Source organism: Sanyastnella coralliicola, assembly GCF_030845195.1.
In the GTDB taxonomy this organism is placed as follows: domain Bacteria; phylum Bacteroidota; class Bacteroidia; order Flavobacteriales_D; family Sanyastnellaceae; genus Sanyastnella; species Sanyastnella coralliicola.
Genome location: NZ_CP132543.1, coordinates 2,271,856 through 2,296,386, shown reverse-complemented (window position 1 = coordinate 2,296,386; position 24,531 = coordinate 2,271,856). Strand labels below are relative to the sequence as shown.

At 45.3% G+C, this 24,531-nt stretch carries 21 protein-coding genes; 5 read left to right on the top strand and 16 right to left on the bottom strand.

Features of this window, described 5'->3' with window-relative positions; genetic code table 11:
- Positions 1 to 109: 109 nt before the first annotated feature.
- Positions 110 to 3,124 (bottom strand): T9SS type A sorting domain-containing protein, encoded by a 3,015-nt coding sequence (locus tag RA156_RS09485; protein WP_306639719.1) that lies wholly within the window; start codon positions 3,122 to 3,124, stop codon positions 110 to 112.
- A gap of 342 nt (positions 3,125 to 3,466) precedes the next feature.
- Between RA156_RS09485 and RA156_RS09480 the strand changes: the two genes are divergently transcribed.
- Positions 3,467 to 4,258: an inositol monophosphatase family protein gene (locus RA156_RS09480; RefSeq protein WP_306639718.1), complete on the top strand. Its 792-nt coding sequence runs from the start codon at positions 3,467 to 3,469 to the stop codon at positions 4,256 to 4,258.
- 6 nt (positions 4,259 to 4,264) lie between these two features.
- Here the strand turns inward: RA156_RS09480 and RA156_RS09475 are convergent, their stop codons facing one another.
- Both RA156_RS09475 and RA156_RS09470 read right to left on the bottom strand, forming a co-directional pair.
- The gene (locus tag RA156_RS09475) at positions 4,265 to 5,062 is read right to left on the bottom strand and encodes a UDP-2,3-diacylglucosamine diphosphatase (RefSeq protein ID WP_306639716.1); all 798 of its coding nucleotides are present in this window, start codon (positions 5,060 to 5,062) and stop codon (positions 4,265 to 4,267) included.
- A gap of 130 nt (positions 5,063 to 5,192) precedes the next feature.
- Positions 5,193 to 6,167 carry a geranylgeranylglycerol-phosphate geranylgeranyltransferase gene (locus tag RA156_RS09470; protein WP_306639715.1) on the bottom strand — a complete coding sequence of 325 codons (975 nt, stop codon included), beginning with the start codon at positions 6,165 to 6,167 and terminating at the stop codon, positions 5,193 to 5,195.
- Between the two features lie 150 nt (positions 6,168 to 6,317).
- Between RA156_RS09470 and RA156_RS09465 the strand changes: the two genes are divergently transcribed.
- Complete coding sequence (locus RA156_RS09465; protein ID WP_306639714.1) at positions 6,318 to 6,641, top strand: hypothetical protein; 324 nt, start codon at positions 6,318 to 6,320, stop codon at positions 6,639 to 6,641.
- Here the strand turns inward: RA156_RS09465 and RA156_RS09460 are convergent.
- The 4 genes from RA156_RS09460 to RA156_RS09445 form a co-directional block, all read right to left on the bottom strand.
- Positions 6,631 to 7,602, bottom strand: a complete 972-nt coding sequence (locus RA156_RS09460; RefSeq protein WP_306639713.1) for an isoaspartyl peptidase/L-asparaginase family protein — start codon at positions 7,600 to 7,602, stop codon at positions 6,631 to 6,633. The genes RA156_RS09465 and RA156_RS09460 overlap by 11 nt on opposite strands.
- A gap of 57 nt (positions 7,603 to 7,659) precedes the next feature.
- The gene (locus tag RA156_RS09455; RefSeq protein WP_306639712.1) at positions 7,660 to 8,154 is read right to left on the bottom strand and encodes a PEGA domain-containing protein; all 495 of its coding nucleotides are present in this window, start codon (positions 8,152 to 8,154) and stop codon (positions 7,660 to 7,662) included.
- A gap of 314 nt (positions 8,155 to 8,468) precedes the next feature.
- On the bottom strand, positions 8,469 to 9,077 hold the full coding sequence (locus RA156_RS09450) for a tetratricopeptide repeat protein (RefSeq protein WP_306639710.1): 609 nt from the start codon (positions 9,075 to 9,077) through the stop codon (positions 8,469 to 8,471).
- A 38-nt stretch (positions 9,078 to 9,115) separates the two neighbouring features.
- Positions 9,116 to 9,406 carry a hypothetical protein gene (locus RA156_RS09445; protein ID WP_306639708.1) on the bottom strand — a complete coding sequence of 97 codons (291 nt, stop codon included), beginning with the start codon at positions 9,404 to 9,406 and terminating at the stop codon, positions 9,116 to 9,118.
- Between the two features lie 45 nt (positions 9,407 to 9,451).
- Here RA156_RS09445 and RA156_RS09440 point away from each other — a divergent pair, with 45 nt between their 5' ends.
- Positions 9,452 to 9,880 carry a hypothetical protein gene (locus RA156_RS09440; RefSeq protein WP_306639706.1) on the top strand — a complete coding sequence of 143 codons (429 nt, stop codon included), beginning with the start codon at positions 9,452 to 9,454 and terminating at the stop codon, positions 9,878 to 9,880.
- On the opposite strand, the gene RA156_RS09435 is transcribed toward RA156_RS09440, so the two are convergent.
- The 9 genes from RA156_RS09435 to serC all read right to left on the bottom strand — a co-directional run bounded on the left by RA156_RS09435 (position 9,881) and on the right by serC (position 21,758).
- A complete protein-coding gene (locus tag RA156_RS09435; RefSeq protein WP_306639704.1) occupies positions 9,881 to 10,489 on the bottom strand; it encodes a hypothetical protein in 609 nt (202 codons plus the stop codon).
- Between the two features lie 84 nt (positions 10,490 to 10,573).
- Positions 10,574 to 11,023, bottom strand: a complete 450-nt coding sequence (locus RA156_RS09430) for a DUF4442 domain-containing protein (RefSeq protein WP_306639702.1) — start codon at positions 11,021 to 11,023, stop codon at positions 10,574 to 10,576.
- Between the two features lie 148 nt (positions 11,024 to 11,171).
- Positions 11,172 to 11,663 carry a hypothetical protein gene (locus RA156_RS09425; RefSeq protein WP_306639701.1) on the bottom strand — a complete coding sequence of 164 codons (492 nt, stop codon included), beginning with the start codon at positions 11,661 to 11,663 and terminating at the stop codon, positions 11,172 to 11,174.
- A 354-nt stretch (positions 11,664 to 12,017) separates the two neighbouring features.
- Positions 12,018 to 12,806: a hypothetical protein gene (locus RA156_RS09420; protein ID WP_306639700.1), complete on the bottom strand. Its 789-nt coding sequence runs from the start codon at positions 12,804 to 12,806 to the stop codon at positions 12,018 to 12,020.
- A gap of 49 nt (positions 12,807 to 12,855) precedes the next feature.
- Positions 12,856 to 13,938, bottom strand: a complete 1,083-nt coding sequence (locus RA156_RS09415) for a ligand-binding sensor domain-containing protein (protein WP_306639699.1) — start codon at positions 13,936 to 13,938, stop codon at positions 12,856 to 12,858.
- A gap of 146 nt (positions 13,939 to 14,084) precedes the next feature.
- Complete coding sequence (locus tag RA156_RS09410) at positions 14,085 to 15,362, bottom strand: ammonium transporter (protein WP_306639698.1); 1,278 nt, start codon at positions 15,360 to 15,362, stop codon at positions 14,085 to 14,087.
- Positions 15,363 to 15,724: 362 nt separating this feature from the next.
- On the bottom strand, positions 15,725 to 19,564 hold the full coding sequence (locus tag RA156_RS09405) for an FG-GAP repeat domain-containing protein (protein WP_306639697.1): 3,840 nt from the start codon (positions 19,562 to 19,564) through the stop codon (positions 15,725 to 15,727).
- A 143-nt stretch (positions 19,565 to 19,707) separates the two neighbouring features.
- A complete protein-coding gene (locus RA156_RS09400; protein WP_306639696.1) occupies positions 19,708 to 20,676 on the bottom strand; it encodes a D-2-hydroxyacid dehydrogenase in 969 nt (322 codons plus the stop codon).
- Positions 20,677 to 20,687: 11 nt separating this feature from the next.
- A complete protein-coding gene (gene serC, locus RA156_RS09395) occupies positions 20,688 to 21,758 on the bottom strand; it encodes a 3-phosphoserine/phosphohydroxythreonine transaminase (RefSeq protein ID WP_306639695.1) in 1,071 nt (356 codons plus the stop codon).
- Between the two features lie 244 nt (positions 21,759 to 22,002).
- Here serC and RA156_RS09390 point away from each other — a divergent pair, with 244 nt between their 5' ends.
- On the top strand, positions 22,003 to 22,359 hold the full coding sequence (locus RA156_RS09390; RefSeq protein ID WP_306639693.1) for a BlaI/MecI/CopY family transcriptional regulator: 357 nt from the start codon (positions 22,003 to 22,005) through the stop codon (positions 22,357 to 22,359).
- Between the two features lie 2 nt (positions 22,360 to 22,361).
- A complete protein-coding gene (locus RA156_RS09385; protein WP_306639692.1) occupies positions 22,362 to 24,518 on the top strand; it encodes an ankyrin repeat domain-containing protein in 2,157 nt (718 codons plus the stop codon).
- The last annotated feature ends 13 nt before the right edge of the window (positions 24,519 to 24,531 follow it).

Below are 24,531 nucleotides of genomic sequence, written 5' to 3'. Positions count from 1 at the left end.
TGCAAAGGTCAGGTGATATTGTTATGGGAATGTTACGGGAACGCTATGGAAAATGTAAGAGGGCGTCCCATCGCTGGAACGCCCTCTTTCTACTTGCTTGATTATGTTGTTAGCGTACGATTACACGCGCTGTTTTCACCATTCCGTTCTGCTCGAACTGCACGAGGTAAAGTCCAGATCCGAATTGATCTAGGTTTACTTCGACTTGAGCTCCAGCAGGTAGGTTTTGCAATGGAAGTGCAGCAACAGTACGTCCTGTCATGTCCATTACAGAAAGTGTTGCGATATCAACGTTGTTGTTGAAACGTACATTGAAGATTCCAGTGTTCGGGTTAGGGAATACTGACAGTGCTTCCGCGGTAGCGAATACCGTTTCTTCTTCAATAGAAGTTACACAACCTAGGAACATACGCTCATCAAGGAATGACCAACCGTGTAGCCAAGTACATTCCTCAGATGGATCAAATGCACCTTTGTAAGCTGCAGCTGTGTACCAATCTCCTTCTGCAGGATCAGCATCAACGTTCCCTTCCGGCTTCACCATCAACATTTCTGAACCTTCTTCAATTTCGTAGTTCAATTGTGGGTCTGCAACTTCATTACCATTCGAAGCGAATGATGCTTGGAAGGCAGCTGTTGAAGCATTCAGTGCTTCTGTCGAGTCTGATTCAGAAGCCCATCCAGATCCCATAGAGATCTTGAAGATATCTTCCGCGGTAGCGTCAGCAGAAACAACATCATAGAAACAGCTATTCGCAATCACCAATTCACCGTCTTGGAATCGCTGGTAGCTATCCTGTCCTGAAGGAAGGTTTTCGATATCAACACCACGTCCCCAGTTGTAGAAGATAGAGTTGTGGTACTGACCTCCTGCGTTGTCACGGAATGTTAATGCACGCTTTCCAGCATCCATACCACGCCCCATGTAAGTTGCATTGTAGATCATTGGAGTAGCGTAAGGAGCACCATCTTCTGGGTTCGTACCACCATCGTGCTCACCACCTCGGTCACCTTCACCATCAGTATCATCATGAACAGTGAACCAGAACTGTCCTTGTCCACGCCATCCTTCGTCGTAATCGAAAGAATCATCGCCACAGAAGGCAACAGCAGCGTGTTTCACACGAGCAGTTCCCCCGAAGAATTCGATACCGTCATCTGCATTTGATACAACTTCTACGTAATCGATGGTTGTTGCAGATCCAACACCACCTAGCGTGATACCGTTAATTTCGTTACCAGCACCAATGTCTGATCCACCGTGACGCACAGAGATGTAACGAATAACTCCAGAGTTATCTTCATTGTCTGTACCACCGTAAAGTCCACGCTCTTCAGTTTCAGGAATTCCCTCAATCTGTGTTTCTCCTGGCTCAGAGTTCAATTCTGCATTTCCAAGAACGATCAAACCACCCCATTGACCACGCGTGTCGTACGGAACTGAACCGTCTAGTGGATCTGCTTCGAAAGTGAAGATTACAGGGTTGTTTGGAGTACCTTCAGCGAAGATTTTTCCACCACGAGCAACTACTAACGCAGATGCATCAGCACCTGTTCCAGCCATACCTTTGATGACAGTTCCAGGTTCGATTGTCAAACACTGACCGTCATTCACGAATACGAAACCGTCAAGTACGTATGTGTTACAAGCTTTCCATGTAGTAGTTCCTGTTCCAGAACCGTCATCTGATACTACGATTGTTTGATCGCAATCATCATTATCAGCGCTGCTCAAGAAACCGTATTGATCGAGCATAGTCCAGCCAAATAGCCAGTTTTCTTGATCTGGGTTAAATGCTCCTTTGAAAGAAACAGCATCGAACCAATCCAAAGTCGCAGGAGTACCTCCACCAAAGTTTGTTACAGGTACTGGGTTCAACCCTTCTGAGTTAGGGATCACTTCATATTCTAGTCCTAGGTCAGCCACCTGGTTGTTGTTTCCTTCGAATGATGCTACGAAAGCTTCAGTAGACGCATTCAGTGCATTTGTAGAATCTGATTCTGAAGCCCATCCTGACCCCATTGAAATTTTGAATAGGTCAGATGCAGTTGCATCTTGTCCAGAACAAAGGTCACCATCCATAACAACGTCTTGGAATACGTTACCTGCAAAGGCTAAAGAACCATCGAGGAAACGCTCGTAGCTATCTTCTCCAGATGCTAGGTTCTCAATATCAATTCCGCGACCCCAGTTTGCGAATACTGAGTTGTGGTACTGACCACCGGCATTATCACGCATTGTGATTGCACGTTTTCCAGCGTCGATTCCGCGACCAATGTACGTAGCGTTGTATACTACTGGAGTTCCGAAAGGCATACCGTCTTCAGGGTTGGTACCTCCGTCGTGTTCTCCACCACGATCACCTTCACCACCTTCAACGTCGTGTACACAGAACCAGTACTGTCCGTATCCGCGCCACCCTTCATCGTAGTCGAAAGAGTCATCTCCACAAAAGGCAACAGATGCCCACTTGATGTTGGCTGTTCCTCCGAAGAATTCAATGCCGTCATCCGCATTTGAAATAACTTCAACGTGCTCGATAACAGTACCAGAACCAACACCACCTAGTGTCAGTCCGTTAATCTCATTTCCAGCACCAATATCAGTACCTCCGTGACGGATCGAAATGTATTGAATCACGCCAGAGTTGTCAGTATTGTTGCTTCCTCCGTAGAGTCCACGCTCTTCAGTTTCAGGAATTCCCTCAATCTGTGTTTCACCTGGCTCAGAGTTCAATTCTGCGGCTCCAAGAACGATAACACCACCCCATTGACCTCGTGTGTCGAATGGAATAGAACCATCAAGAGGATCTTCTTCGAATGTGAACACAATCGGAGCGTCTGCCGTTCCGTTTGCGAAGATTTGTCCACCGCGTGCTACAACCAACGCAGATGCATCTGCTCCAGTTCCAGCGATACCTTTAATTACTGTTCCCGCTTCAATAGTCAGAACCTGTCCGCTATTTACGAATACGAATCCGTCTAGGAAGTAAGTGTTGTCGTTGGTCCAGGTTGTTGTACCTGTACCAGAACCATCGTCTGTTACGATGATGTCAGCAGCGCTAATTGATCCTGCGAAGAGGATTGCTAGTAGCATCATGCTTGAGCGTAAAAGTGTAGTCATTGCTAAATTGATTAATGGAAGAAACTTAACGCTGCAAAATTTGCTCAGGGATGCTACTGTATGGTTACTTCAGTGTTACGTGTAAGTTAACATCGAAACCAGGCCATAATAATGACGGTATTTGATGTTGAAGTGTTGATAATCAGAAGGTAGTGGGAGCAATGGATCACGACTTAGTCACTGCGATTTTCTGTGAACGATCCCTTCGAGACTCTGCAGACTCCTTATTCGAACCGCATTGCCGTTAGAATTCGGAAATAGTCATGAGGCCACTTCATGTTAGGCTTTTGTTAACACGACCCTAACACTCTCACAAGATGGATTCTTTTGCTTTGCTCATCTATGAACCAAGGTTTCATCAAGAGGATTTCACGCAAAGCAGTGATCACTGCTGGTAAATATGTGATTGATCGCTTTCAACGAGATCCGTTGAGCACAGGGGGAATGAAGGAAGTGTCCACTCTGATTTCCCTTTCAAGTAGAGATCACATGATTCAGGTGATTGATGACTACCTCCAAATCCAAGAGACTTCAGGGAATGACCACTTCACTCGACTGAAAGTATCCTCAGGAGAAATTCATTTGGTTCATCTCGACGGTAGAGAGTGTTTCATTTACGGACAACCAAACTTTAGCTTAGCGATATCCTTCGTTGTAGAAGGAATTACTAAGATGTCTGGCGTTTTTAATCCTTACTACAAAGAGCTCTTCTTTGCCGAGGATTTGACGCAAGTGAAGAGGAACAATATCGTTACTCAGGTCAACGACGTATACTCAATTGAAGAGAGCTTTTTAGGTTTTAGCTACCGAGGAGAATACGACTCCAATGGAATGAAGCGGTTGAATACGCTATTCAACATCATGCGTCAACCGGTTCGTACGATGATCCCTGGAAGTGATCTTTACGGTCTCACTTTGGTAGCCAATGGCAATTTGGGTGGAATGATTTTAGCCACCCCTGATCTTGATCTGATTGGACCAGGTATATTCTTGGTAGAGGCAGGAGGGGGGAAGGTGACCGATCTTCAAGGCGCCCAAGTGTCTCCAAGTTCTGAGTTCGTTGTGGCCACCAATGGCAAGCTTCACTCTGCACTTATCAACCAAGGAGCATTCATCAATCTGAGTAATCAATAGCTCTCGTTATGCAGGAACTCGCTTCAATAACGACGACCAACGATCAATAATCTCTTGCTCGGCAAACTCTTCCGACTCGTAGGCATAGAGATTCCATTCCCCATCAACGAATTCTAGCGCACTGAGGTTTTCTATCCAATCTCCTGAGTTCATGTAGTTGACCGCTTTCCCATCGAGTTCAATGGTTCGGCGTTGCGGTTGATGAATGTGGCCGCAAACAACGAAGTCGAAATCATTTTCAATGGCAATCTCAGCTGCAGTAGTCTCAAAATCGCTGATGTATTTGACCGCTTTCTTCACACTGTTCTTAATACGTTTAGAAAACGACATTCTCGGACGACCGAATAGCTGAAGCACTGCGTTGACTATGTTGTTTGTCGCAATCAAGAGGTCGTAACCCCAACCACCTAGTTTAGCCAGCCACTTTGCGTACTGCATGGAAGCGTCGAAAATATCTCCATGAAAGAACCAGTACTTCTTGCCTTCGATGCGTAATTCAAGTTGATTCACCAGGTGGAGATTCCCAATCGAAAATTCAGCATATCTGCGTAATGCCTCATCGTGGTTTCCTGTGATGTAGTATACCGGAACCTTTTCTGAAAATCGGATGATCTGCTTCACGATCCGCATGTGGGTCTCTGGGAAGTAGCGCTTCTTGAAATTCCACATATCGAAGATGTCTCCGTTAAGAATCACCATTTCAGGTTCAACAGAACTGAGATAGCGATTGAGCTCTCGAGCTTTGCATCCGAATGTTCCAAGGTGTAGGTCACTCAAGACCAAGATGTCCACATTACGCTTCATGTCCGAAGGTTTACTTCAAAATAAGCGCGTCAAATTGTGTTGGGAGTTACCCTTGAATTATGTGAATCTTAATTGATTTGAGCAGTAGTGAGCAGAATGTTAAGCACCTGTGAATCAGGTGTTAACTGTATTAAAGCCAGAGTGGCATCAATGCTCCAATGATCAATCCACCGGCCATTAGAATCTTTGACCATTTACTTGCTACGCCATAATGAGCTTTTTTGCGAGCAATCCATGTAAAACGCAGACTTACGAGGGCAGGAATAAAGATGGCGGCAACGACCATCGCCGCAAAAATGAAGAAGCTTGTTTCGTTTGGAACATAGCCTCGAATAGCCCAGAGTGTAATGGCAATGGCGACAAAAAGCACTGTAAATAGTCCGATGATGTATCGCTTAGCACCTTTTTCGCCCCAAGCGATAGGGATGGTCGTAAATCCTCCGGCTTTATCTCCTTCTGTATCCTCAATGTCTTTTTGAGCTTCTCTGATCATAGTGGTCCAGAAAGCGAAACCAGCATATCCTATTAACCACTGCCATGAGTCAAAGGAGAAGGCATTGCCGTTCCCACCCGTGAGGGTGAAAGCATGCGCCAACTTCGGAACTTCAATGAAACCAGCCCAAACAGGAACTACCGCCACCAAAAGCGAGACTACAAAATTGCCGATCCAAACCTGCTTTTTGAAGAGGAGGGAATAGAACCACAACAAGGCCGCCATGGTCACTGGAAAAAGAATCAATCGCCAGTCGTTTTGGTCCCAAGCCAACCAAACGGTAATCAATGTGGCGAGTACGTTGAAAGCATGATGACCGGCCATCACCACACGGCGCTTCACCACGCGACCAACAATGACTTTCTCTGGCTTATTGACGCGATCAACTTTCAAATCGAAATAGTCGTTGATCATATTTCCCGCAGCCGCGAGCAGCACCATCACTAATACCATCAGGCCAAATTTCCATTCTTCGAGAAGGAAGCCTTGGACCAATCCATGGTGATCAGCAATCGCGTGAAGTACGCCCCAGCGCATCGCATACATCGTGAAAACAATGATGAGCAAATTGACCGGACGAAGTAGCTTTATGAAACCCAGGGTGGAATTCATACCGCAAACCTACCAAATGCTTCCCTGAAAAAGGTCAATTCCGCACAATCGTTGAAAGATTTGTCTGTTAATAATGTGTGGAATTGTTCTTGTCGAAGGAGGTGAAAGTGCTCAACTTTTGGTCTTAGATTAGAGCGACAAGTGGAGACTATGAGCGAAAATCAAACATCTGAACTAACGAAAAGAGTCATGATCGTAGGGAAGCATGACTACATTATCGAGAAACTCGAAGGCATTCTTAAACTGGCCAAATTCGGGACACTCGGTTCTTCTGATCCGGAAAGGATCATGCGGATGCTACGCGAAGAAGATTTTGATCTGTTACTGATCGGTGGTGGTATTGAACCACATAGCCGTCTAGCGTACATCGAATATATTCAATCACACAAGCCTGAAGTACGTGTTGTAGAGCACTACGGAGGACCAGCAACCATCTTAAGCGAGGTGCACGGAGCCCTCGGGTTTACAGCATAGATTTCGCATCGATCATCTCGTTGCGTCCATCGCGATGTAACGCGTAATTGAAACCGGGGTGTATAGCGTATGCCCCCACTTCACCTGCCTTATTCACAGCGAGGTATCCAACCTGCATATCCTTCACATTGTTACGCTTGGCGATGCGACGAACACCCTCTTCACATGCTTCTTGAGGAGAAGCACCTTGACGCATTAATTCAACAATCAAGAATGAACCCAAGGTGCGAAGCACCAATTCACCAAGACCTGTGGCAGTAGCACCACCTACTTCATTGTCAACGAATAGTCCGGCTCCAATGATAGGACTATCACCAACGCGTCCGTGCATTTTATAAGCCAACCCACTTGTGGTGCATGCTCCAGCAATGTCTCCAGCTTGATCCATTGAAAGAAGACCGATTGTGTCGTGATTCTCAATGTTAATAATAGGCTTGTACTCTTTCTCCTTCAGCCATTCCTTCCATGCCTTTTCAGATTCTGGAGTGAGGAGGTTGGTCTTTTCAAAGCCATTATCCAATGCGAATCGACGTGCGCCTTCGCCGGCTAACATGACGTGTGGCGTATCATCCATCACTTTTCGAGCGACAGATACAGGGTGTAGAATATCTTGAAGAAAGCATACCGAACCAGCATTGCCTTTAGAATCCATGATGCACGCGTCAAGGGTGACATTTCCATCGCGATCAGGCAATCCACCAACTCCCACGCTTTGTCCGGTAGCATCAGCCTCGGTAATGCGCACGCCCATTTCCGCTGCGTCTACCGCGGTTCCGCCATTGGCGATGATCTTATGTGCCTCATCATTTGCAGCTAATCCATGCCACCAAGTACTGATAACCAGTCCCTTTTTATAAGGAACAGGGTCTTTCTTAATGGGCTGAGCTTTAACAAGAGGGGCGAGGCTTAGACCGGCCAATGCAGCGCCCGAACGTTTCAGGAATGATCTTCTATTCGACATGCTTGAAATGTAAGCATTCCTGTGTTTCTTTTCGCTAGCGCGGAATAGGATAGGATGTTAATCGTCTTCTTCGAGAATCTTCTTCTTCTCCTTTTCGAACTCTTCCTGCGTCAGGATTCCTTGGTCTAGAAGTGCTTTTAACTCGATGAGTCGCTCCACCTTTGATTTCGGACGATTCGCCTGCTGCAGCTCCCATTCCGGATGGTCAGGACTCACCGGCTGAAGTTCGTAGTGATAGTTGCTATCATATTCGAGCGCCCAAATCCAAGGGATAAGAAAGAAGAAGCCTCCAATCACCGCTCCTACGTGCACGTCATCGTCTTTGACAATTTCGGCATTCAAGGTCTCATAACCAGGCATTTCCATTCGAATGAATGTCTTGCTGAAGGAAGCCTTGGCGTCTCGGTGTTTGTAGGGCGTCTTGCCTACCATGTTTCCATCAACGTAGAGCTTCGCTCCACTCGGAGAAGAGGTAATCATTGTCTTGCTAGAACATGAAGCCAAGGTGATGGCAACCAGTAGGATATATAGGAAACGGGCCGTTCTGTGCATGACAAAGTGTTTGGATAAAATTAAGCAATTCTTGTACCAAAATGGAATGCGGAACGCGGATTGCGGAATGCGGTGATTTAGCTTTTTCGGAGGCCGGATGCCGGACGCCGGAATAAGGATCGCGGATTGTGGAATGCGGTGATTTGTTTTTTTCGGACGCCGGACGCCGGACGCCGGACTCCGGGATAAGGATCGCGGATCGCGGAATGCGGTGATTTAGCTTTTTCGGACGCCGGACGCCGGGATAAGGATCGCGGAATGCGGTGATTTAGTTTTTTCGGACGCCGGACGCCGGACGCCGGAATAAGTCACCCCTAATTATCTAAGAACAACAGCTCCACTAAGTAAGCCTTCGTCAGTGGAGTAGAGTCAGACACTTCGCTCATGATTTTGGTGAGTAAGGGGTCTTTACCGTTCTCGTTATGTAGACTCTGAAGTAAGGAGACTCCTTTTTCTTCTTGTCCGGTCATGATTAGTGAGACGGCTCGGTTGGTTCGATCTTGGAGAATGAAGTCGCTTCCTTCGGCGATGCGCATGTCGAAGAGTGCGAGTGCTTCTTGATAGGCGTCTTGCGCCGGTTCTGCGGCACCTACTTCGTCATGGAGAACGCCAAGTTGAAGGTGAACTTCGGCCTGGGAGTCATTCCATCTCAACGATTTATACAATTCCGCGATAGCGCGATCATATTCTTGCTTCGTTATATAAACCAAGGCTTTTGAGTTATAAGCCAGGTAGTAAGATTCGTCCATTTGGATGGCCTTGTCGAGCACAGCGAGCGCGCTATCGGGCTTACGGTGATACACCTTCATGGCCTCAATTTGAAGCGACATAGCATCAGGGTGGTACGATGGTTTGTCGTTGGATTCGGTTCCGCCGCAGGCGAAAAATAGAGTCGCTAAGACAAGAAGAAAGATGTTTCTCATGTTGCGAAGATCGCAATTGAGCATCAATCAAAAACTGACTAATGTGAGTCTAAATTGATGATAGATTCACTGAAACAAGTCACGTCAACGTTGTAGTAGTGTTCGCTTCCGAATAGTCCAGATTCCTCTGCACGAATGTGATGTGTGCCGGTGGTGATGTAATACGAGTCAGATTCGTAGGCGTCTATAGAACCCAGGTAATCATCACCGGAGTATATGTAAAAGGTGCAATCGGTGTGATTTTCAACCACAAGATCTCCGTAGGCGCACATGAAATCACATGAGGTAAAGAGAAAAGAAAGACAGATGATAAACAGGGTACTTCGCATGTTGTACATTTAAACAACTATCGTACCGAAACTGGATGTAATCAAATGGAATCCGATCCTAAAGGAAAACCACATGATGAAGAATTGGAGCGTTACCTTGAATGGCGGGATCGCTATCAACAGAGACATCGTAAAGAAACAAGAACTAGGGTGTTGCAATTCCTAGTTGCGACGGTGATTTTATTGGGCCCCTTTGTTGCTTGGAGACTCCAAGACAGTGGTGAGCTTCAATTTATTGGACGGGAAACAAGAATTGTTCATGCAGTAGTAGACAGGACCACTTGGACGAGGCATGGAGGAGGCTATTTCCTTCGCGTGTATTATCAATTTGAATACGAAGGACAAACCTATGAAGGTAAGTTCATTTCTGACCGTTTAACGGGCATGTTCCACGAAGGAGAATGTGTGATAGTCAAAATCGCGATTCACGATCCAGAAAAGAATGCGCTGCAGCCAGAGTTGCAATGTCCGTAATTACTTCAGCACAATCTCCATCATCATCCCTTCTTTCACATCTCCGGTGTCGTAGGTGATCGTGTGGTCTGAAACCTTTGCTACATCGAGGTTGCAGCTCTTGATTTTATGCTTGAAGTGTAACGTGTTGATCTCACGAAGCAGTTCTTTTTCACCGGCTTCCCCTTGACGAACCCACATCCGTAGGGTCTTGCCGTCTTTCGAAACAAATGATTCAGGCATGTTGCCTTCTTCGGGGTCATAGCTATTGGCCATGATGGTATTCAGTGACTCTAAATCATCAAAGGTGATCTTCATGTTCAATTTCAAATTCAGCGTGTCTACCGTGAAAGTGAAGTTGTCTTTGCCCACTTCTTTCTCGATTTCAGTGAATAGCTCATCGCTATCCTCCATGAATTCGATCATGAACTTGCGCACTGCTTGGTCTTTATCAGCTTGAGTTGTGTAAACAGTATCACCCTCTAATTCTGCCATAGCGGTGAAAAGGGTAGACAGATCAAGCTTCGTTTCCGAATAACCAGAGAAGTCCTTGTCGAAGTAGATATCGTTCTCGACAACACAAGAAGCGAGCAATAGAACGGCGGCAAAAAAGCTGAGAATCTTTTTCATGATGGTTGGTTTCAAGGGTGACGTATAACCAGTGTTGAAAGTTATGTCTTTGTTTGATTTTAACACCTCCCCATCATCAAATACCTAGCCATGATTTTTCTCAGTCTTCCGTTTGCGCTTTTCGCGATAGAATGATTTATCAGCTACGTAAATCAACTTATTTACCTCACAGAAAACGGTGTCGCCTTGGTGATTGGTTAAGGCCGTTAGTTTATGAATCTCAATTTCTTGATGCGCGGCTACTTGCCGCTTGATATCTGCTACTTCCTCTTCGGTGTAAGTGAATTGCGCGTAGAGATGCTCTTTGGCCGGTCGTTTAAATCTGACTTCAGCAGACTTATCCCAAACCACATAATCAGGCCCGAGAATGTTGATGAGTTGAACCATTGGAATGGGGTCAACCGCTGAGAACATACTACCACCGAAGATAGAATTCACGTAGTTGCGGTTCTTCCAGCTGATCTTCAATTTAACGCGCACTTCATGCAGATCATCAGAAACGTCAATCACACGAGCCGTAGATCTTCTATACATGGGAGAGAGGTTGAACCCATGTTTAAACATCTTCTTTTGAGGTATGATCTTCGTACTAATCTTCGCTAGGCGCTGGTAAATCGACATAGGCGTTCAAATGATATGTATGCCTAATATACGGTTTTGAATTTCGCTAGCGCGGAATGGTTTACTCGATATAGACTTTCTTTTCAGCAGAGCCGTCAGAGTAGAGGTAGATGAGAATCTGGTTGGGTTGAGGTTCGACCTCTTGTCCTTGAAGATTGACGATTTTAATCAGTTCCCTCTCCAGTGCTGGAGCGAGTTCTTCTTCAACGTTCAAATAGAAATCACAGTCGGAATTGAAATGGAAAGTTGTTCCTTCTTCTTGGTAGCAGGTCATTTCACTTGAGCAACCATTTTCCTCGCTAACTCTAGAGAATAACCCTGTAGAAGCCCCAATGCCTTCGATGATGTAGGCACCTCCGCTAAGGTGAAATTGTTGACGAATAGTGCCGTTAATTTCAATTTCATCGATAGCATCAATGATGCGTGCGTCCTCATTTGACGGGCCTAGTGCAGGATTAGGTACGGTATCACCCACTGACAAATTGAAGTCATACGAAAGCGATTCATTGAAGAAGGAAATGATCACATAGATCCGCTTGTTTTCTTCTCTCATATAGTAATGGGAAAAGTAACTAAGCGTATCGGCCTCACATGTACCTCCCTCCATCGGTTCTTCGATTCTTTCTAAGAAAAGAAGCACCTTGCTATACTCTAACTCGTTAATGATGGTGTCGCCATCTATGGAATATGAGGTTCGCGTAGTTATGAAGCATTCTTGATCTATACAGTGGACTATTTCTGACCAAGTATCACTGGAATCTTGTGTAGAGATAAAGGGAACGTATTCTTGCCCGTTACTTTGTAATAAGCAACAAATCCCTAGCATGATTAGGATAAAACGCATTCATTCTTGATGTTAGCTTCGTTCAGAAAGATACGCTAACTATCAAACAATAAGTCAATATGATCACTCGATATGAACCATCTTTTCAGCAGAACCGTCGGAGTAGAGGTAGATGAGAATCTGGTTGGGTTGAGGTTCGACTTCTTGTCCTTGTAGATTGACGATTTTGAGCAGTTCCTTCTTGGATGAGCTAATTGTGAAGTCATCAACAGAGAGACTCAACCCGCAATTCGAGGTGAAGTGATGGCTTTCTCCTTCCTCACGGTAGCAAATCATCTCGAACCAGCAATCACCTTGGACTGGTTGGACTGAATTGAATAACCCAGAAGACGCGCCTATGCCTTCCACGAGGTAGGTGTTTCCTGTCAGCTGATACCGTTGCCTTGAAGTTCCATTCACCTCTATTTCATCGATAGACTCAATCACACGCCATTGCTCTAAACCCGCAATTCCTGCAGGCGATGGAACTGTATCTCCAATGTTGAGATTGAAATCGTAGACTATATATTCTTCCTCGAATGTGCGCTTAAGATAAATGCGCTTGTCTTCTTCTCTAATCCCTCCGTAATAGTAGTAGTAGCTGCTCGTATCAATGGTGCACCATTCGCTGCTCACCGCTCCTTGAATCGTAACTGAAAGCGACATCAACTTGGCATAGGTTACGCCATTCAAAACGGTATCACCATCAATGGTATAACCATGAGTATAAGTAGTGAAACATTGAAAGTCACTGCAACTATTGACTTCTGTCCAGCTATCGCTGGAATCGGCAGTTGAAATGAAAGGGACGTATTCTTGAGCAGGAGCTGATATTGTCAAAGACAATACGAGGAGAGATAAGAAGAGTCGCATGTCGTTTAGGTGTTGTTATACAATACATACAATGTTGGCCAGGGCTGCCCTAATCGATTTGCCAAGGACCTTCAACGGTGACGTTGCGCACAACTCCGTCGTCCATTCTGTACAAGCCGCCTGAGCAACCGAACCAGTAGGTGCCGTGGCTATCATGAAGAATGTTTTGAACGGCCACTGGTTTCCCGTAGTCATCATTGACTTCTACCAAATCGAAAGTGATCCCGTTGTATTTGTACAAGCCAATCCCTAAGGCACTAATCCAGTAATTGCCATCTCGGTCTTCATAGAGCGAATAGAAGTCATTGTTCTGCAACCCGGGTAGCGTGAACCCGTTCATTCGTTGACCGTCGTATACCTGCAATCCACCTTTTCCATGGCGTTCACTAGGATCTGGATGGTCCATTTCTGCCCGACGGGTACCGAACCAGAATTGACCTTTATCGTCTTGGTGAATCACTTGAATATTGTTGGAGTAGAGTCCGTCGTCTTCCGTAATGAAACTGAAGTTTTCGCCGTCCCATTTGCACGCACCATAACCGTCTCTTCCAAACCAGATATTGCCTTCAAGGTCTTCGCTGATTTCAGTAACCCAGTTTACAGTTGCCTGGTATGGCAGTAGTTCCACATCAGGAATCGGTAAAGGGAATTCAGTGCATGTTTCGCCGTCAAACAAACATACACCTTGCCAGGTCCCGATCCAGATTCTGTCTTTTGAATCAATGAAGAACTGAGAAACGCTGCTCGTGTTGAGTCCGTCTTTCTCATTGAAGTTTCTAAACTCCGTTCCGTCAAAGATTGAAATTCCTGATTGTGTAATAAACCAAAGTGAACCATCTGATGCCTCATGAATCATGATGACTGCATTTCCGATGAGTCCGTCTTTTGTAGTGATGTACTTTAAGGACTCACCATCGTATTTCGCAGCTCCTTTGCTTAAGGTTCCAAACCACAGATTCCCTTTTGAGTCTTCGAATGATTCAACGACGTACTCATCGATCTGCTCGGCAACCGATTCGATCGTCTCTACCGTTTCCTGAACCGGCTCCGTATTGGTAGTTTCAGCTGGAGGCGAACAAGAGAGGAAGAATAAGAATGAGACTAAGAATGAGAGTGAGAGTGATTTGATCACGGTGTTTAGTGTTGGTGATCAAAGATTAGAAAAATCAGAGGAACACCTTCGCTTTCAACTCACAAGGAAAGCAAATAGCCCTCGTGAGGAGGGCTATCTGTTCATCATATTTATTCGATTGAGAAGTGTAATCGAGGAATGTACCCCTAATTCACCTGTTCACCATGTTGACTCAAATCAAGGCCTCTTTCTTCTTGGTCTTCTCGTACCCGCATGGTCAATGAGCGATCAACGACTTTGAAGAGAACCCAACTTCCACCAAAGGTGAAAATGGCTGTAATGACCAAAGCAATCATATGGTAGAGGAAGGTATCAGTCTCACCATAAACAAGTCCAACTTCGTTGGCAAGCACTCCAGTAAGAATCATACCCACGATGCCTCCCACGCCGTGGCTAGGGAAGACATCAAGGGTATCATCGATTGCAGAACGGTTTTTGAGATAGATCATCCAGTTCGAGATGAGGGCTGCAATGAATCCGATGAACATCGATTGACTAATATTCACGAATCCGGCTGCTGGTGTGATGGCAACCAAACCAACCACCGCACCAATGCAAGCACCAACCGTCGACATTTTTCTTCCGAGCATACGTTCATAGAACAACCAAGTAATCATGGCTGTAGCAGATGCAATATTTGTATTCGCAAAGGCAATCACGGCATCACCATTTGCGCCTAGAGCAGATCCAGCGTTGAATCCGAACCATCCAAACCACAATAGTCCGGTACCGAACAAGACGTATGGGATATTCGCATGTTCTTCAATCACTTCTTTGCGTTTCCCGAGGTAAATCGCTCCTGCTAGTGCAGCAAATCCAGCAGACATATGCACGACTGTCCCTCCTGCGAAATCAAGCACCCCCCAATTGCGGAAAAGTCCTTCAGGATGCCAGGTCATATGGGCCAACGGTGCATAAATGAAGATGGAAAAAAGGACCATGAAGAAGATGTAACTCCTAAATCGGACACGTCCAGCGAAGCTCCCGGTAATCAAGGCCGGGGTGATAATGGCAAATTTGAGTTGGAAGAGCGCATAGAGCAGAAAAGGAATCGTCCCCGAGTAGTCAGGATTTGGTTCAAGTCCGACGTCTTTAAAATTCAAATAGGTCAAGGGATTTCCGATAATACCTCCAATGCTATCGCCGAAGGCGAGACTGAATCCAACAACAACCCACAGTACAGAGATGACCCCAAGAGCCACAAAGCTTTGGAGCATCGTAGAGAGTACATTTTTCTTGTTGACCATTCCTCCATAGAAGAAGGAAAGTCCGGGAGTCATTAAAAGCACAAAGGCGCTTGATACAAGCATCCAAGCCGTGTCTCCTTTGTCAATGCTTGAAGTCAGTTCAGGATAGTTCGAACCAAAAGCGATGCTGATCACAACAAGGATCGCGAGTGCAATGAAGTTGATCTTCTTGCCCATAGTAAGTCTATTAAATAAGTGATCAGGGATGCATTGGCCCTGGAGAAAACTGTGTTCCGAAAGGGTTTCATTCTTCCGGAGGTGTGGTATTTACAGGTCGACAGAAAGGACTGTCAGGTGTAATTCCAGCACAGTTGGTCATTGAACTGTTGCAAAGGCAAACACGAGGAAGACATTGCTCGCATGTGAGTCGTTTACCTGGAATGTTTAACTGAAAATAAACTCAGCACTACGAATATACGAAGGAAAAGGGGGTGTTCTGCTTAAAAAGATAAAAACATTTCATTAACCCCCTTTCTGAGAAGGGGGTGTTGTCGCGAAGAAGGGTTTTTATTGGACTATGGAGCGGGTGTTGGAGGGGGTCATTCAAAACAATCGATGCCAAAAACCGAAAGGAACACAATGAGGTCTTCAACGGAAGTGATTCCATTGCCATCAATGTCAAACTGGCAATCTCCACTGCAACCATATCCTGAAAGAAACAAGATCAAGTCATTGGTGCTTCGCTGTCCGTTACAATCAAAGTCTCCAATACATGGTGGTGCATCACTCAGATTTTCCACTTCAATAATCTGACTGGAACTGGCCTCACAGAGAGGGTTACTGGCAACTAAAAAGAGTTCATATTCACCTTGGTCAGATACGAAAAAGTCATCACTCACAGCAGTCGAAATAGATACGACATCGAGACTCCAAGACACATCTTCAATGTATGGATGAGTCGCTTCGAAATCAATATGCACCCCAGTGCAATAAGCTTCACTATCAAGTGAGAATTCAGCCTCACCGCCACATTCGTGAATGGTATTCCATGTGGTGTTAGTGATGATTGGCGGGTTGTTATCGAAGAATATGTTGGCCTCATTGTAAATCACCGTACCCGGTTGAAGATCGTCAAGTGGTTTTATTTTGAACAGGAAATGACCATGACTATTTGGTTCGTCATTCAGGCTATCAGGAAGCATAATGTTTTCAAAGAAGAACTTAATTACTCGCTGATCAGGATCAATCGAAACCATTACTGAATGAGTGGCATCAATGAGTTCGAAAGACGTTAAGTCGAGATACTCACTGACTGTGTCGGTCACAAGAACATCTGTGGCTGGTGCGTTTCCTGTATTTTGAAAGCGAATGAGATAATCCAATTCTGTACCATTTAGCATGAGGTGATCTTCACTGTATCCTAAAGGAAAGGCCTGTTTATCATTCGGATCGTAAGCGCATGTTAGTTCTTGGACTAAGGTTGACTCGCCTTGTGCCACCAATTCCCAGAAATAGAATCCAAAAATGGATACCTCAGAGACAAGCACTTCTCCAATAAAATCAACCGTTGGGGTTTTGAGCTCTACTTCGACTGATTCCGTGTGACCGGGGAGAAGATTTTCGAAAGTCCAAATGAGCACATTGTCATTTGCTGATTCTAACGGACTGACTTCAATGTAGTCTTGAAAGAGTTCGTCGAAGACCAAGGAGATTTGCCCGGAGATTTCATTGTTTCCTTCATTGGTGAATACTATATGATGCGTTACCCAATCATCACATGGATACGTGTTGGCATCGGGATAGAGGTACACGCTAATGTCATTTAACGGAGCCAGATCACTCACACCAAATACACCGTTGTTCTCAGAGAAATTCCAAGGTTGATTGACGTTGTTCCAGTTTATAGGATTCGGTGTAGTAGCGAATGGAAATTCGTCCGTCATTACGTGACTTACGTTGAACTGCCCTTCGTTCAATCCATCCACGAAGTAATGTCCCTCATCGTTGGTGTAGGCTATAATTTGTTGAGGCGAGATGACAATTTCCCGGTTCGCCAAAGGGATTTCGTAATCTTCCCAATAACCATTTGAGTTCGCATCAAAAAATACAGACCCAGCAATGCTATAAGAGCAACTGCCGTCGGAACAAATGGCTTCAGGATTGTAGTTTTCTGCTTCTTCGTCCGTACATCCACAAGTGTCGTAACAACAGCTCCCGTCTTCTTCAGTTGAGAGTTCATTATAGTTACATGCTGCGTTATCGGTGCATCCTTGTCCAAATAGGTTTCGATACCAAACGAGCTCGTCGTATTTCTTTGCGCAGAAAAGCACATCTAAGAAGCCGTCATTGTCGAGGTCTTCCACATCCATCCATCCCTCATAAGTGTTTCCAAGAGACATTTGGGAACCGAATATCATGGAACCATCTCCGATATTTTCGCACCAAGCAATTCCTCTATCAGAAGAATATTCTGTTAGCATGAGTAAGTCGAGATCCCCGTCATTGTCTAAATCAGTAGGACTGATATCGGCATCTTCTTGAACATAGAGGATATCAACAATTTGAACTAGATCTGAGAACATTCCATTCCCTAGATTTCTTTTCCAATGGATTTGCATTGAAGCCGTCATCGGAATGATTAAGTCTGAAAGACCATCATTATCGAGGTCTCCTTCGGCGATGTTATTGATAGGGTAGTTTTCCAGTATGGTTACGGCTTCTTGGAAGTTGTAATCACCGAGATTTTCGAAATATAGAATGATCTCTTCTTCGCTATTGCTGGTAATGATATCCAGGTCACCATCATTGTCCAAATCGAAAACAATGACATCCTTCGTTTGAGACGAGCTAATATTCACGAAGGTTTCGAGGGAAAACACTCCATTACCCTCATTGAGACAATAGAACACCAAGTCATTGTTATCAACGGTAGAAAGACCATAGATATCGAGATCTCCATCACCATCGATATCAATCGTCTTTGAAGAACGCACACCTGGAATGTAGTATCCAAAAGGGATTTCTGTGAATTGGGCATTCCCGTCGTTTTCAAGAAGCGTAAAGGTTGTTTCAGGTCCACCAAAAACAACCAAGTCAGGATCTCCGTCTCCGTCGAAATCTTCTGAGAACATAGATTCAACGTTAACATAACCGAGTTCGGAATAATCCAGGATCACGATTTCTTCTGAAAACTGTTCGTCTCCGAGGTTCTCATACCACGTTGTTCTGCGATTGGAGCTAAATGCAGCGACATCGAGATCACCATCACCGTCGAAATCCCCAAACCCGGTTCCGACAGGTCCTTCTGTACCTCTGTATAGGAAGTGGTTTGATCCCAAGTCCACGCCAACTAGGTTTTCGACCCAGCCAGAAGCATTCGCCCAATCCCCGTACCACAAAAGATCGTCGTATCCGTCTCCGTTAAAGTCACCATGTCCGAAATCATAAGGACCATGAGCCGTTTGAGAGAAGGTCTGTTCCTCTGAAAACTCAGTTCCTCCGAGATTCTCGTACCATACAATTTCATCGTCTTTCGAAGCAAGAACATCAATGTCGTTGTCTCCATCAAAATCAAATGCTGTAGTTGCAATAAGTCCATTGCCATATCCGAAAGAACCAAAATCGAACAAGTCATTGTCTTGAATCTCGAATAAGAAGATGTGGTCAGAGAAATTTGTACTGGCGATAAGTTCTAACACTCCATCGCCATTCAGGTCTTCAGCTAATACTGTATTGTAGAAATGAGATTCATTGTAAGACACGACTTGTAGCTCAGAAAATACTTCTCCGCCAAGATTTTCGAGCCAGCCCAATGTATGGGAGTAGTATCCCGCAAATACCACATCTAGGTCGGAGTCACCATCGAGGTCGGCTACTTGGATGTCTCGTATGTTATATGACCCTGATAGGATTGGAATGCTTTCTGAGAAAGTTCCATCTCCCGAGTTCTCGAACCATGATACCCCTTCAAACCAGTTTCCAGCTCCTTTGATAACATCTAAATCACCATCTTGGTCTAGATCTGCAAGGCGAACACTGGCGTAGTTATTCTGTTCGTCATGAAGAAGCACCCCTTCAGCGAACTGGATCTCCCCTAGGTTTTCGAAGTACATCAATTCTCCTTGCCAGGCTGATCCGATCAAATCGAAGTCACCATCACCATCCATGTCGCCTGCTTTGACGTCCATGGCGGTTTCTAGATTGACCAAGACCTGTTTTGAGCTGAACTCACCATTTCCAAGGTTTTCGTGCCATATAATGGTATTTGTCCGACTCTGTGACAAGAGAATGTCTAAGTCCCCATCACCATCTAAATCGATGACCTCATTATTTCCATATCCTTGGTTGGTGTCGATGTACGCCTCATCGTCAAATTGGCCTGAGGCGACCAAAGGAAGGCAGAACGCCAAGAAAAGTGCGATAAGTTTAGTTGAAGGCATGGTTAGAGAGTTCTAAAGGTCTCATTCACAAAGTAGTAAAAATGGAAAAGACCCGCAATCGCGAGTCTTCTCGGTATACCGTATGCTGTAGGCAGTATGCGGTAAGCTGCTTACAGCCTACTGCCTACTGCTCACGTGAATCGTTAGCTGTTAGCTACTGCTGTGATTGAGATAATCTTATCAGCAAGCTCCAAACCGATGCGATCTTGAGCTTCTAGTGTGGCAGCGCCGATGTGAGGTGTCAATGACAGCTTTGGGTGCTTCATCAAATCTTCGCGTGGCGTGGGTTCGTTTTCAAATACGTCGAGGGCAGCGCAGGCAACTTTACCTGAGTCTAGGGCAGCAATCAAAGCATCTTCATCGATAGATCCACCGCGAGCGGTGTTGACCATCATGACCCCGTCTTTGCATTTAGCCAGCTCATCTGCTCCAAGAACGGCTGTTCCACCATCTTGCTTTGGTACATGAAGCGTGATGAAGTCTGATTGAGCCAGCAACTCATCCATGCTTACCATGTTTGGTTTAATCGCGATGGTTCCGTGTCCTTCAATATGCCATTCGATAGGTGCATCGGAAGGGTAGAGGTCATACGCCACTACTTTCATTCCAGCTCCCAAGGCGTAGCTTGCTACGGCACGACCAATACGACCAAATCCGATCACACCAAGAGTCTTACCTCTTAGCTCAGATCCCTTTCCGTATTTCTTCTTCAATGCTTTGAATTCGGAAACACCGTTATCAGGCATCTGACGGTTGCTGTCATATACCGAGCGAGCGAGCGTGAAGAGCTGTGTCATGACCATCTCAGCTACAGATAGCGAAGAAGATGCTGGCGTATTGAAGACTTCGCGTCCTTGACTGCGAGCGTAATCAACGTCGATATTATCCATTCCAACACCGCCACGTCCGATCATTTTAAGATTCGGACAGGCATCGATCAATGGCTGTCGAACTTTTGTTGCACTGCGGACAAGCAGTCCGATGTAGCCTTCGTTGTTGATGGCTGCTTCGAGCTCATCTTGAGCTACGGTATCAGTAACTACAGTGAATCCTGCAGCTTCTAGTTTTGCTTTTCCAGACGGTGAAATTCCGTCGTTCGCAAGAATTTTCATGATGCTATTTGTTATGCTTTAACGCGTGCAAATTCGTCCATTACTTCTGTCAACACCTTCACACTTTCAATAGGAAGAGCGTTGTACATAGAAGCACGATAACCGCCCACTGAACGGTGACCTTTCAATCCGTTGATTCCAGCATCCTGCCACAGCTTGTTGAAGTCGTCAGCAAGTGAGTCATCCGTCAAACGGAATGTCACGTTCATTTTCGAACGGCTGTCTTCTTGCGCGTGACCTGTGAACAATGGATTTTCGTCAATGGCTTTGTAGATTAATTCGGCCTTCGCATCGTTACGTGCTTGAATGGCTGAAATACCGCCCATTTCTTTCATCCAACGGAGTGTCAACATGCTCACATAAACAGAGAATACTGGAGGTGTATTGAACATGCTATCCTTCGCTAGGTGAACTCCTAGGTCAAGGTATGATGGAATGTCTCTTCCAGTCTTGCCCAATTTGTCTTTGTCAAAGATGTAGAGCACTGTACCTGCAGGTCCCATGTTCTTCTGCGCTCCGGCGTAGATCATGGTAAACTTGCTCGCGTCGAATTCACGTGAGAAAATATCTGATGACATGTCACAGATGAGGTTCTCATGGCTAGGGAAGTCTTGGAACTGCGTTCCGAAGATTGTGTTGTTCGAAGTGAAGTGCAGGTAGTCTGCATCAGAAGGCACCGTGTAACCAGTTGGGATATGATTGTAGTTGCTCTCTTTTGAAGAGGCGATCACGTCAACTGAACCGCAGTGTTTTGCTTCTTTAATTGCTTTTGATGACCAAGTACCGGTATCAATGTAAGCACCTTTCCCACCTTCAGGAAGGTAGTTGTATGCTGTCGTGAGGAAGGCCAGACTTGCTCCACCTTGAAGGAACAATACTTCGTAGTTCGAAGGGAGGTTCAACAACTCCTTAACCAAGCTACGTGCTTCCTCCATCACCGCTACAAAATCTTTGCTTCGGTGAGAGATCTCAAGAATCGAAAGATCGATCCCGTTAAAGTTCAAAACAGCTTCTGAAGCTTCTTTAAAAACGCTGTCCGGTAGAATACACGGACCCGCAGAATAGTTGTGTTTTTTAGCCATTCCTAGACAATGTTTGGACAAAGGTAAGTCACCGATTCGAGGGAAGTGTGAAGTGTGGATGAAATGTTTGTATCTGGAAGGTGGATCGCGGATCGCGGAACGCGGTGATATTAGCCTACCGCGTTCTGCGATCCGCACCCCGCGATCCTCAATTCCTAAAAACTCCTAAAAATTTAGGAGGGCTACTAAAAATTTAGTGATGTCACTAAAAAATTAGTACGTTTGGTTCATCAATTCATTCACCATGAAGAAACTTACCAAACGAGAAGACCAGATTATGGAGATCATCTGGGAGCTGAAAGCAGCAAGTATACGAGAGATCGTGGATGCTTTTCCTGATCCCAAACCACACTACAATACGGTGGCGACCTTGGTGAAAATCTTAGTTAAGAAGGAAGTCTTGAAGAGCGAGATGATTGCGAATAGCTATCAGTTTAGTCCAGTTCAAGACTTTGAAGAGTATCGAAAAGAACACCTGGGGAATATCAAGGAGAAGTTCTTCGATAACTCCCTGACGAAGATGATGGCACACTTCGCGAAAGAAGAGCGACTGACGGATGCCGAGAAAGATGAATTGATCAAGATCATTAAAAAAGGATAGGCATGGAATTACTGATCAAATCATCCATCATTATTGCGATTCTTTACTGCTTCTATAAGCTATTCCTCGCTAGAGAAAGCTTCTTCGCGGTGAATCGAATGTACCTGTTAAGTTGCCTTGCCTTTGCCTTGATGATTCCTTTTCTATCTCTTCCGAAATGGCATGAACAACAAGGGTTTGTGGCCTCAATTTGGGAGAATGACGCCACTGAAGAAGTGATCATTGCTGATGAAGGTGAAGAATTTTTCGCCATGGAAAATGGCACCGATGAAGACCTCATCACTGTTGATGACGCAGGAGTAACATGCGCTACAGCGCCTGCCATCATCGAAGAAGAATCAACGAGTAGTTTTCAATGGTTGTGGTACTTGTACGCTTTTGGTGCTGGGCTACTCTTATTGAATCTCCTTGCTCAAGTGGTAAGTGTAGTTGTAAAAGCTTCTCGCAATGAAGATAAACTAGCTACCGATGAAGGCGTGATTGTGAATGTGGAAGGGAAGACCGAGCCCTGTTCATTTTTCAAGTACATTTTCATCAATCCCGCCTTGTACGATTACGAGACCTATGACCAGATTCTGGATCACGAACGAATCCATGTGAAGCAGTGGCACAGTGTTGATTTAATTCTTGCAGAGTTGGCCGTTGCACTGCTTTGGTTCAACCCGTTTGTTTGGCTTCTTCGCAAGGAAATCGAGCGTAACGTAGAGTTCCAGACTGATCAATTGCTAGTCGCTGAGAATGAAAGCCAGAAAGAGAACTACCAGATGAATCTGGTTAAAATCGCTTGTCACACCGCACCCTTGGCGATTACTACCAACTACAACCAAAGTTTGATCAAGAGTCGGATTCTTCGAATGAATGGGAAGAAGTCGAACAACTTCAACTACTTCAAATACGGTTTCGCGATTCCAGTACTCATGATTTTAACCATGGCACTGAACCTGCCGTCACAGGAGATCGAGGCTGAACGCGACCCTTCGAATATTCTATTGATTTCAGCCTTCCCTCCAGAAATTGAGGAGCCCAAAGAAGAGCTGAACCCCAACTGTGAAGAGTTTGAGCGTGCTGTTCTCGATGGCGACTTAGAACGAGTACGTGAGCTTCTTCCAACACTCGATCCAGCTTGTATGGGCACCAATCAACCTTCGGAGTCACAAGAGGAATTAGAAGCGGAAGCTGACCGAATTGACCACCTACTAGAGGAGATGATCGCTGATCAAGAGATGCCGGTAGATGAGACCAGTTGCGATCAAATTCGAGGCTACCTTGACTCGGGCAATTTCGCTGAACTAAGGCATGCGCTTCAATTTGCTGACCTCTCGTGTATGCAAAGCGCTAGTGGAGGTCCTTCACAAGATTTGCCACTGATGCGTGGGTTGATGAGATACAATGCCGACATCAATATCATTGGCTACCGTCAGTTTCAGATCAGTGAGATTGGGTTCAGAATCGATGTGGACGATTACCACAAAGGATATTGTCAAGACACGAATTTTATCGCTCTCGCGGAAGCCATCATCAAGAAAGACGAACCCTTGATTCGAGACTTATTGTTGACACGTGAATTTGCTTGTCCGCTAAATACCGATGGCGTTTCGAATGACTTTCCTTTTATCAAGAAAGCGCTGAGCTATCCTGAAGCCGATATCGTCTTCCATAACAACCTTGGAATTACGGTGTATTCCGTTGGATTAGCCATCGACATGCGCACCGATGAAGACAAGCAACGTCGAGTGAACATCGACCATAGTCAGAGCAACTTCACTTGTCAAGATTTGATCGAGGCGCTCCGTGTGGGAGATCATAGTCGCGCTGAGCAGTTACTCGGATTGGTTGACCTTGATTGTTATCATCGGGTAACGGAAACAACCACCACGGAAGGTATGACTACCACCAGCTCAGTAGTCTATACACCGTTAATCATTGCCTGTAAACGAGGGGATGTAGATCTGTGTCGACTTTTACTAGCTCACGGAGCTGACCCTGACTATAAGGGAGATGGCAAAGCCACACCGCTGTCTTATGCCTTAGAATCTCGAAACCCAGACCTAGTGAGATTACTCGTTCAATATGGCGCTGAATTAAAAGCGGAAGTGCACACAACCGTTACCCCTCGCACCATGACAAGACCAACTCCAAACTGGAATACGCATAGCTAAACCCTCGGCTCTG